Annotated in this window: 10 protein-coding genes, 1 other RNA gene and 1 pseudogene; 6 read left to right on the forward strand and 6 right to left on the reverse strand. The window is 64.7% G+C overall.

All coding sequences use genetic code 11. The features are described from left to right. Window positions 1–74 precede the first annotated feature (74 nt). From MEICH_RS28805 to MEICH_RS0114825, 5 genes are all read right to left on the reverse strand, one after another. On the reverse strand, window positions 75–593 hold the full coding sequence (locus tag MEICH_RS28805) for a hypothetical protein (protein ID WP_157202800.1): 519 nt from the start codon (window positions 591–593) through the stop codon (window positions 75–77). Between the two features lie 509 nt (window positions 594–1,102). Continuing rightward, window positions 1,103–1,477: a barstar family protein gene (locus MEICH_RS27275; RefSeq protein ID WP_051304180.1), complete on the reverse strand. Its 375-nt coding sequence runs from the start codon at window positions 1,475–1,477 to the stop codon at window positions 1,103–1,105. A gap of 19 nt (window positions 1,478–1,496) precedes the next feature. Beyond that, window positions 1,497–1,979: a hypothetical protein gene (locus tag MEICH_RS28810; RefSeq protein ID WP_157202801.1), complete on the reverse strand. Its 483-nt coding sequence runs from the start codon at window positions 1,977–1,979 to the stop codon at window positions 1,497–1,499. Window positions 1,980–2,064: 85 nt separating this feature from the next. Beyond that, window positions 2,065–2,526: a hypothetical protein gene (locus tag MEICH_RS0114820; RefSeq protein ID WP_157202802.1), complete on the reverse strand. Its 462-nt coding sequence runs from the start codon at window positions 2,524–2,526 to the stop codon at window positions 2,065–2,067. Between the two features lie 361 nt (window positions 2,527–2,887). Then, window positions 2,888–5,554 (reverse strand): hypothetical protein, encoded by a 2,667-nt coding sequence (locus MEICH_RS0114825; RefSeq protein WP_027893299.1) that lies wholly within the window; start codon window positions 5,552–5,554, stop codon window positions 2,888–2,890. 76 nt (window positions 5,555–5,630) lie between these two features. Between MEICH_RS0114825 and MEICH_RS0114830 the strand changes: the two genes are divergently transcribed. Beyond that, on the forward strand, window positions 5,631–6,026 hold the full coding sequence (locus MEICH_RS0114830; protein WP_027893300.1) for a GatB/YqeY domain-containing protein: 396 nt from the start codon (window positions 5,631–5,633) through the stop codon (window positions 6,024–6,026). A 104-nt stretch (window positions 6,027–6,130) separates the two neighbouring features. Here the strand turns inward: MEICH_RS0114830 and MEICH_RS25240 are convergent, their stop codons facing one another. Next, window positions 6,131–6,532 (reverse strand): hypothetical protein, encoded by a 402-nt coding sequence (locus MEICH_RS25240; protein ID WP_157202803.1) that lies wholly within the window; start codon window positions 6,530–6,532, stop codon window positions 6,131–6,133. 176 nt (window positions 6,533–6,708) lie between these two features. On the opposite strand from MEICH_RS25240, the gene rnpB reads away from it, so the two are divergent. The 5 genes and pseudogenes from rnpB to MEICH_RS30195 all read left to right on the forward strand — a co-directional run. Next, window positions 6,709–7,086, forward strand: an RNA gene (gene rnpB, locus MEICH_RS27280) — RNase P RNA component class A. Between the two features lie 430 nt (window positions 7,087–7,516). Then, window positions 7,517–7,951: a division/cell wall cluster transcriptional repressor MraZ gene (gene mraZ / locus MEICH_RS0114840; RefSeq protein ID WP_027893302.1), complete on the forward strand. Its 435-nt coding sequence runs from the start codon at window positions 7,517–7,519 to the stop codon at window positions 7,949–7,951. Then, window positions 7,951–8,817: a 16S rRNA (cytosine(1402)-N(4))-methyltransferase RsmH gene (rsmH, locus tag MEICH_RS0114845; RefSeq protein ID WP_027893303.1), complete on the forward strand. Its 867-nt coding sequence runs from the start codon at window positions 7,951–7,953 to the stop codon at window positions 8,815–8,817. The genes mraZ and rsmH overlap by 1 nt, the downstream gene beginning before the upstream one ends. Next, window positions 8,814–9,068: a hypothetical protein gene (locus MEICH_RS0114850; RefSeq protein WP_027893304.1), complete on the forward strand. Its 255-nt coding sequence runs from the start codon at window positions 8,814–8,816 to the stop codon at window positions 9,066–9,068. Before rsmH ends, MEICH_RS0114850 begins: the two co-directional genes overlap by 4 nt. Beyond that, a pseudogene (locus MEICH_RS30195) lies at window positions 9,065–9,302 on the forward strand (penicillin-binding protein 2); the annotation flags it as partial. The gene MEICH_RS0114850 and the pseudogene MEICH_RS30195, both read left to right, overlap by 4 nt.

A 9,302-nucleotide genomic window follows, 5' to 3' on the forward strand; every position in this document is an offset into this window, starting at 1 on the left:
ACGGCTGGGGCGGGGCTATGAGGTGGCGAACGAAGGTATCAGATATCTGTATTCTTGGGTATTAGCGTTTAACCTCATGCAGGACTGCTGGAATCTATCTGGAGAGCCACCTGGGTGGCCTCATGAAGGCGTCGTACTGTCGATACTATATGGTCTCTTGTCACCGAACTATCCATCAGTAAAGCCTCTAATGGTCCAGCCAACATAACCTCTGTCTCAGTCGAACCCCTGATCCTCACCGGGTAGGCCACTTCTTCTCCTCCACTTGTGGTGAAAGAGAAGATAAGAATAAACTCGCCAGGTGACCCCACAGCTATTGACTCAAGGATTCCGATAGGGTGGGGATGCTCACGAAGAAATGTCCTCGCAATTGTAAAAGTTCCAACTACCCGATAGACGGGCCTGGTATCCCCCTCAACCGGTCCCCCAACTTCAGGCCCGAAGGGTTCTAAAGCTACGACTGCCCAGATTCCGCCTGGGCCGGTGTGTGTGCAGTGAAAACGGTAGGCACGTTCCTCGCCGTTAATCAGCCTCCAGACCACCCGGCTTACGTAAAGATCGAGAGCGGCAAGTTGAGTGAGCTGCATCTTCATGCCATTCCCTACCTCACTGGCCAAATGCTCACTGATGATCGCTTCAGGAAATCATCTACTGGTATCCTATACTACCGACTCAATCGCACAAGAGAAAATGGAGCTTCCAGTAAATGTCGAGTGCAGAACATACTAATACTCTTCAATCCCCAAAAACACTGCTTGTTTAAGTAAGGTATTCTTCTATGTAACGCAACATATTCTTGTACTCCTCGTCATCCAAGAGCGCATTCGTTAGATAAATCGACGTCCCATTAATAGATATATTTGCCGCACCTGACCAAATTATCTTGTCATTCTCACGAGAATAGACTTCGATGGCAGCCTTATCATCTGCTTTCAGTTCTGTTACAAAACTCAATTTTCTCAATTACACGCATAGAGTCACAAATTCATCGTCGCTTATTTCTCTGGCAAGTCGGACTAGATGTTCTTCTTTTGCCATAAACCAATTCCTACGGTGTTCATTGCTTCTGGCTTAGCCTTCACAATAAATCAGGCTAGATCCTTTATTCCACGAGCAGGCTGCTGAGGTGGCTTTCCGCGCTCTTCGGAAAGACCACTATCAACTTGTGTTCTTTGAGCTCTTCCCATAGGCTAGCAACATCCTCCAGAATACTTATGTATGTGGTAAGGTCCTTTCCAGACAACAAGGTTTGATCTTCATGAATCAACAGGATTCTACGCTGGCTCAACCAATGAAAGTCCGTGAGACAGTCGTTCAATGCGTCCCAATTGAAGCCGAAGTAGCCGGGGAACTGCAGCGTTTCAGCCAGCGCATTAAGAAGCTTATCCTTAGTGTCTAGTCCTCGTGGAAGAATCGCCACAAAGTCGCCCGGTTCGGCAAGTTTTTTCCATTGGTCATCGTATATGAACAACTGCATTTCCAGCAGCTTATCATGCTTACCCTCCCAACGATCGAGGCAGATTATCTAGTTTTATCCACAGACCCACCAGGTGCCTCGACCTAATGATCGCGACGGTGTTGGACGCAAATTCGATGGGTATGTCATCGGATTTGATCTCCCGGTCGCCAATGCAGAACCACCTATCGCGTAGGTTTATATACTGCGGCCACTCGGCTGGCCCTGTAAGCCTTACGGACACACCAGGTTGGAAGGCGTAAATAAATCTAAGGGTCCCCTTGTGGGTCGATGAGGGTGAAGCGTCGGTCAGAAGCCATGAACTCGGGTGCGTTACCCCCTCCACGTATAGTGCCCGTCCATCAATATCGACCATAACCTGAAGAAAGTTCACCAGAACCGACGATGCCGCTGAGGACCTCAGCGGCATCTCTAGCTTGAACCCGATGCTGATGTCCTCATCGTTGTACCAGGGTATTCCCTGTACAACCGCATCGGAGTTGTAGTCGATTTCTATGTGCATGCCAGATCACCCTGGTCACCGGGTGCAAATACGTGGCCACAGCACGTTCCGCAGGCTTTTCGCCGTCGCCCCCGAGGCACGCAATTCATCCCAGCTCCGAAGATCGCGCCGGTCGGTGCCACCGCCACGAGCACCCCAGGGCGAGCACCTCGACCCACATCTCCCTCCCCCTCATGAGGAAGTGCCGGCAGCCGAAGCGGCCGGCGCCGCTCTCCCCCAGCCAGGTCGAGGACTCGATCTCGTAAACCCAGGGGTCCGGGCAGACCCCCATCGCCCGCCAGGCGCTCCTGAACTCCTCCCCCGTCTCGTGGGGGCTACGCGTCGCGTCGAAGAAGCTCGGGACGCTGCCCCAGTCGAACCTGCCCAGCAGGTCGGGGTCGTCGTCGTCGATCACCGGGTACATCCGCAGCCACTGCCCGCCGGGGAACTCCATCACCACGCGGGGGAGCTCGAGGCCCTCGACCCCGTCCCTCCCCGAGAGGTCGTAAACGTCGAACGCCACCTCCGCCGCGTCGTTCTCCGTGACCTCGACCCGGAAGGCGGACACGGACGGGGACAGGCACCAGGGGACCTTCAACGGTATCGCGACATTCACCCTAGCGCTCACCTTTCACCTCAGCCATGGCGGGATGAACACAGAATACAGCGGGTCTGACCCGTCTTTATTCACCGAAACCAGGATGCGATATCCCGGCATTGGATAGTTCTTGAGGCTTTGCGTAAGTCTTTCCTCCAAGACGCTGTTGTGGGCTACCTGCCGTGTGTTGGTAGGCCTCATCCCTGCCATAGTCAGCGCTGCCAAGCCCCGATTATTCACCGCCAGTACTCGCCACGTTCCCACTGGTTCCAGGCACGACACCTCGAATATGGCTATTTGCCCGTCCTAGGACGCACTTCAACGCGCACCCCTACCGCAAGCTGCGAAAGCGTTCGAGCCGCCGGTCGGGTTCCAGCCCCAATTCCCGCATCGCGGCGGCATAAAGGCCCCACGCCTCGGCGGCCAGGGGGGTTTCGAGGAGGCGCTCGAGCGCCGTCTCGTCGGTAGGCTCCAGGTGCAGGGCCTCGAGCCAGGACGCGGGCTCGTTGCTTTGCAGCAACTGCTGGCGGCGGGAGGAGCGGTACTCCTCGCGGAAGCGGTCGATCTCGGGGTGGTCGAAGCCCTCGAGCGGCAGGGCGCTGCCCGCTTGCGGTTGCCAGAGGTCCACACACAGCTCGGGCACCCGGGCCAGGCCGTAGGGCTTGAGGAAGTAGCCGGGCACGCGGCTGGGGCGGCCGGGCTCGAGCGCCCCCAGCAGCTCCGACCACAGCACGCGGAACTCGCCGTCGGAGATCTCGAGCGCCTCCACCAGGGCTTCCTTGCTCCAGTCGCGCAGGAGCAGCAGGGCCAGCAGCAGGCGGGTTTTCTCCCGCTTGAGCCGCACCTCCCGTCCTTCGACCCGCAGGCCCAGCCCGCCCAGGGCCGTGACCTCGACCCGCACCCCGGGGTGGTAGGGCACGGGCAGTTTGCCCGCCTCCCACAGCAAACGGCGGGTGCGGTGGACGGGCGGGGCGAAGAGGGTGTTGGCGGTCAGGAAGGGGTAGCGCTCGAGCAGTTCCGGCGAGCCGGGGTCCCAGGGGTAAGCCGCCGCCAGCGCCAGGAGGAAGGGGTCCTCGAGGGCGGTGAGGGCCGGGAGGGCGAAGGGCTCGCCCCGGCGCAGGTGGGCGTAGGCTATGGCGAGGGTCATGAAGGCTTCGACCCAGGGGTCGCCGGCCTCGCGGCTCAGGCGGATCATGTCGGCGTAGGCGCGGGCGTCCTCCACGGCGGCCAGGCCGCCCAGGGCCTCCACCTTGAGCCGGGCCGGGCCACCCTCCGCCAGCGCCAGGGCCCGCTCGTAGGCCCGGCGGGCCTCGTCCCAGCGGTTCTGCGCCAGCAGGGCGTGACCCAGCCGGGCCTCGGCCAGAGCCACCACGAAGGGGCTGCCCAGCGTCTCCCCTTCCCGCCGGCCCTTGTGGGCCATGGCCTGGGCGCTGGCTGCGTCCCCGGCGGTGGCCTCGAGCAGCGCCAGAAGCAGCGTGCCCTCCCGGTGGTTCTGGGCCACCGGCGCGGTGCGGGTGTGCTCGCGGCGCAGCTCCTGCAGGGCCCGGTCGGGCTCCCCGCCGCGCAGCCAGAGCCGGGGCCCGTCCAGGCCCAGCGCCCGCGCCTCGGCCACCCGGCCGCTGTTGAGCAGGTTCTCGGCCCACAGGCGCTGGCTCTCCTCGGGGAAGGCGCGCCGGGCGGCCTCGAGGCAGGGCCAGGCCCGCGCGGGCTCCACGGTGTCGAGGAACAGCCGGGCCAGGCCCAGGTTGGCGAGCTCGACGCCGGCCTCGAGGGCTTCGCGGTAGATCTGCTCGGCCTCGGCGTAGCGCCCGGCCTGGCGCAGGGCCTCGGCGTGGAGGTAGCGCAGGCCGGGCCGGGTGGCGAACATGTCGCGGGGGATGCGCTCGAGCATCGCCAGCACCGTGTAGGTCAGGCCCCGCCGCAGCCAAACCTCACCCTGGGACAGCACCAGGTCGGCGGCGTGGCCGAAGCGCCCGGCCTCGAGCAAGTACCCCGCCGCCCGCACCCCCTCGCCCCGCTCCAGCGCGGCGTCGGCGGCGCGGGTCAGGAGGCCGCGCACCTCGGCGGGCTCGAGCAGGCTCATGAGGGCCTGGCGCACCAGGGGGTGGAAGCGGATGCGGCCGCCCACGCGCTCGAGCAGCAGGTCGCTGGCGTAGGGCTCGAGGCGGCCTGCCTCGTCGGCCCAGCCGGGCTCCTCCGGGTCGAGCTCGCCCAGCACGCTCGCCCGCGCCGCCGCTTTCTGCACGGGCTCGGGCAGGTGGGGCAGCAGGTAAGCCAGCAGCCCGGCGGGGTCGGGGTGGGCGTAGAAGGCCTCCTCGGGGCGGGCCCCCCGCTGCATGGCCCGCAGCAGCAGGCGCAGGCCCAGCGGCCAGCCCTGCACCAGGCTGTGGGCGTGCTCGACCTCGAAGGCCGGGAGTTCGGGCGCGACGGCGCGGCCGAGCTCGAGCGCCTCCGCCGCGTCGAAGGCCAGTTCCCGCTCGCCCAGCACCCGCCCCAGCACCTCCCAGGGGGCCGCACGGCGGGTCAGGATCGCCATCCGCAGCCCCGGAGCCTGCGAGAGCATCCGCAAGAAGGCCAGGGCTTCGCGGCTGGCGGCCCGCTGGGCCTCGTCCAGGACCAGGGTGTGAGCCGTGCCCACCGGGTTCGGGTGCGCGGCCAGCCCCTCGAGCAGCCCCTCCGCCGCCTGGGCCCAGGCCCCGTGCTCGAGCGCACGCTCGACCTCGAGAGCGTGGCCCCCGAGCCGGGAGCGGTAGGCCTCGAGCAGGTACCAGCCCAGCACCACCGGGTCCTGCGCGTCCTCGGCGAGCGTGACCCACACCCCCGAGCCCGCCGCCAGCGAGGCCATCAGCGTGGACTTGCCGTACCCCGCCCCCGCGGCCAGCACCAGCACCGGGCTCTTGGCGAAGCCCTGGCGCACCACCTCGCCCAGCCGCAGGCGCTCGACTTCTCGAGCCGTGCGCGGGGGCAACAGGCGGCTTTTGGGCACTCGGTAGGGCATGGCGTGAAGCAAATTCTACCCGCAAAGGGAGCGCCCGCGCAGTTGCGAAAGCCCCACAGCCGCTACACTGGGTCTCATGAGCACGGCAATCTACGACGCCATCAAGAAGACCATCGTCGAGGCCATGAAGGCCAAGGACCAGACCACCCTCGACTTCGCCCGCGTGATCAAGGCCGAGATGGACCGCAAGGGCGACGGCCGCCCCCTCCCCGACGCCGACGCGGTCAAGATCCTCAAGGCCCTGCGCGTCACGGCCGAGGAGACCGGCAACCAGTCCGACCTCGAGTTCCTCGACCGCTTCCTCCCCAAGGAGATGACCGAGGAGGAGATCGAGGCCTGGGTGCGGGCCAACATCGACTTCAGCCAGTTCAAGACCCCCCTCGCCGCCATCGGCGCGGTAACCAAGGCCCTGGGGCCGGTGGCGCCGGGGGACAAGGTGCGCCGGGTCATCGAGCGGGTGGCAGGAGGGTAGGAAGGGCCGAGGTCGGGGGTCGGGAGCCAAGAGGCGCCGAATTCCGGCTCGTGGCTCATGGGGAAGCCTCCGACCGTGGTCGAAAGCCATAGGCCCTGTTTCGCTCAGCCCTTCTCAGAGGGGCTCGAGCGGCTGCGGTAGCTGAAGCCCAGCATGGAGATCATCGCGGTGATCAGGGTTGCGATTATTAGCCACGGGACGTATGCCTTCATCAGCGCTGAATAGGGGACCAACGCTGCCGAAGCGATCAACACCGCGTAAACGAACCGCACGGGCGATCGGGAGCGTATCCGATACTCCAGGTTCCATCCGATCATCGACGTAGTAAGTAAGGACAGGGCAATCCTGTGATGGGCGAGGTCGGGGGTGTGAAGCACCAAAGTCGACAGGAGGAAGGAGATCACCAGGGCCTGGATGATCACCGCCTGGTGCCTCACCCGGAAAAGAGTGACCGCGAGGGCGGAAAGCGCGCTCGCGATCATCAGAAAATCGGTCCATGGGCTCATGCGTTTTCTCCTCCAGAGGCGGATCCAGTGGCCCGGCTCGTTAGCTGAGTACATTCTAGTTTACACCCGGTATGCGTGTACGTCACTCGCGCTAGCCGCCAGGAGGTGTCGCCCGCTGAAGAGGCTGAGCTTCAATTTGAGCTAAGGGGGTTGTTGCAGTAAAATAAAAACTTGCCTGGGAAAAGGGCACGGTCGCGGATGGGAAACCATCTGAGGAAAGTCCGGGCTCCACAGGGCAGGGTGCCAGCTAACGGCTGGGCGGGGTAACCCGACGGAATAGTGCAACAGAGAGCAGACCGCCGCTTCGCTGCTCCGGCAGCGGGCGGTAAGGGTGAAACGGTGGGGTAAGAGCCCACCAGTGCCCCTGGAGACAGGGGGAGCTAGGTAAACCCCACCCGGTGCAAGGCCTACGTGAGGGCATGCCCTCGCGCACCCCAGGGAGAGCTTGCCCGGCTCGCTTACCTGGAGGGATTGGCCGCTCGAGGTCGCTGGCGACAGCGATCCCAGATAGATGACCGTGGAAACAGAACCCGGCTTACGCCTCTTCCCAGGCAACCAACGCCTACGTGAATCCCCTCCGCACGGAGGGGATTTTGTCTTGTCGTCCCACTCTCCTTGCCCTACCGCAATTTCCGCCGGTAGGGCCTTAATGTTTTCTTTAGCTTTCTTCGCCCCCAACAGAGCTTCGTTATCGGTTCTTTTTCCACCATAACTGCCAATTCGCGCACGGGCCGCTCGCCACGCCCGCTCGAGGGCCGGATAAGCCCATCACCAAGGCAAAATCTGCGGGTTTAGCTCGCGGCTGCCCGGCCGCCTGCCGCCGTGGGGGTCGCAGGTGGGAGGAAGGTGGGGCCAGGGTGGGACACAGTGGTAGAACGTGGGAGTTCTGTGGTAGATTGGCTGCAGAACAGCAATGCCAGTGGGAAATCCACCCAAAACCCCGTTGGCGAAGGGAAGCCCAAGGCCTGACCTGGAGAAAAGACGATGCCCTTCGGTGAATACCAGTATAGCCTCGATGACAAAGGGAGGGTTGTGATACCACAACCCTTTCGCCCTTTTATCGAGGACGGCGTGGTGATCACGAGGGGCCTCGAGGGCTGCCTCTACCTTTTCCCGCTGCTGGCCTGGAGCAAGATCGAGCAGCAGCTCGTGAACCTTTCGCTCATCGACCTCGAGGCGCAGAAGTTCATGCGCTTCTTCTACATGGGCGCGCACAAGACCCAGATGGACAACGCCTCGCGCGTCACCATCCCGCCGCCCCTGCGCAAGTTCGCGGGGATCGAGGAGTCCAACGAGGTGGTGGTGGCCGGGGCTCCTACGCGGCTGGAGCTGTGGAGCGAGGGGCGCTGGTGGGAGAACATCAACCAGGTGCTCTCGAACCCGCCCGCGCCGGAGGCGCTGCGGGGGCTGGTGGGGTGATGGGCGTGGAACAGGGCCTCTCCCACACCCCCGTGCTCTTCGAGGCGGCGCTCGAGTGGCTGGACGTGCGCCCGGGCGGCCTCTACGTGGACGCGACGCTGGGGGGCGCGGGGCACACCCGCGGCATCCTGGAGCGCGGGGGCGAGGTGGTGGCCTTCGACCAGGATCCGCAGGCCGTCGAGCGGGCCCGGGCGTTGAAGCTGCCAAAGCTCCGGCTGGTGCAGGCCAACTTCCGCCACCTCACCGCCGAGCTATCCCAGCTCGGCGTCGCCCAAGTGGACGGCGTCCTCGCCGACCTGGGCGTCTCGAGCTACCACTTCGACGACCCCGAGCGCGGCTTCAGCTACCGCCTCGAGGGCCCGCTGGACATGCGCATGGGCGAGGGCGAGCTCACCGCCGAGGAGGTGGTCAACACCTTCGACCTCGAGGAGATCGCCGACATCCTGCGCACCTACGGCGAGGAGAACCGCGCCTACCGCATCGCCCGCCACATCGTGGAGGCCCGGCCCATCCGCACCACCACCCAGCTCGCCGAGGTGGTGCGCAAGGCCACGGGCTTCCGCGAGGCCGGGCACCCGGCGCGGCGCACCTTCCAGGCGCTGCGCATCTACGTCAACGACGAGCTGGGCGCGCTGCGCGAGCTGATGGAGGGGGCGGCGCAGGTGCTGCGCCCCGGCGGGCGGCTGGTGGTCATCAGCTTCCACTCGCTCGAGGACCGCCTGGTCAAACACTTCCTCAGGGACCACCCCGGCTTCACGGTGCTCACCAAGAAGCCGGTGATCCCGCAGCCGGAAGAGATGGAGTCCAACCCGCGGGCCCGCAGCGCCAAGCTGCGCGCGGCACAACGGAAAGGGGAGCGCGAATGAGGGTGATCGGTCGGTGGGGGGGCCTGTATCTGCTGTTGCTGGCCGCGCTGAGCGTGCTGGGGTACATCAACCAGTCGTCCAACCAGGCCATCGCCCGGCTCGAGCAGACCCGCGCCGAGCTCGAGGACCGCGTGCTCGAGCTCACCCTCCGCCACTACCAGAGCGCCTCGGCCCTGGCCCTGCGGGAGTGGGCCAAGAACAACGGCTTCGTGCCGATGAGCCTGGCCCAGTGGGCCGAGGAGGGGCAATGACCCAGGCCAGCCTGCACCGCGTTTGGGTGGTGATCATCGCCTTCGCCTGCTACTTCGGGGCGGTGGCCTACGGGCTGGTGCAGCTTGCCCGCCACGCCCCGCAACTGCAGCCGCGCGACCCGCAGCCCAAGGTGCGCTCTGTCCCGCGCGGCACGCTGCTCGCCCACGACGGCACCCCGCTGGTCATGAGCAGCACCGCCGGGGCGCGGCTGTACCCGGTCGGGGTGTCGGCCT

Origin of the sequence: Calidithermus chliarophilus DSM 9957 (genome assembly GCF_000430045.1) — a bacterium.
GTDB classification, from domain to species: domain Bacteria; phylum Deinococcota; class Deinococci; order Deinococcales; family Thermaceae; genus Calidithermus; species Calidithermus chliarophilus.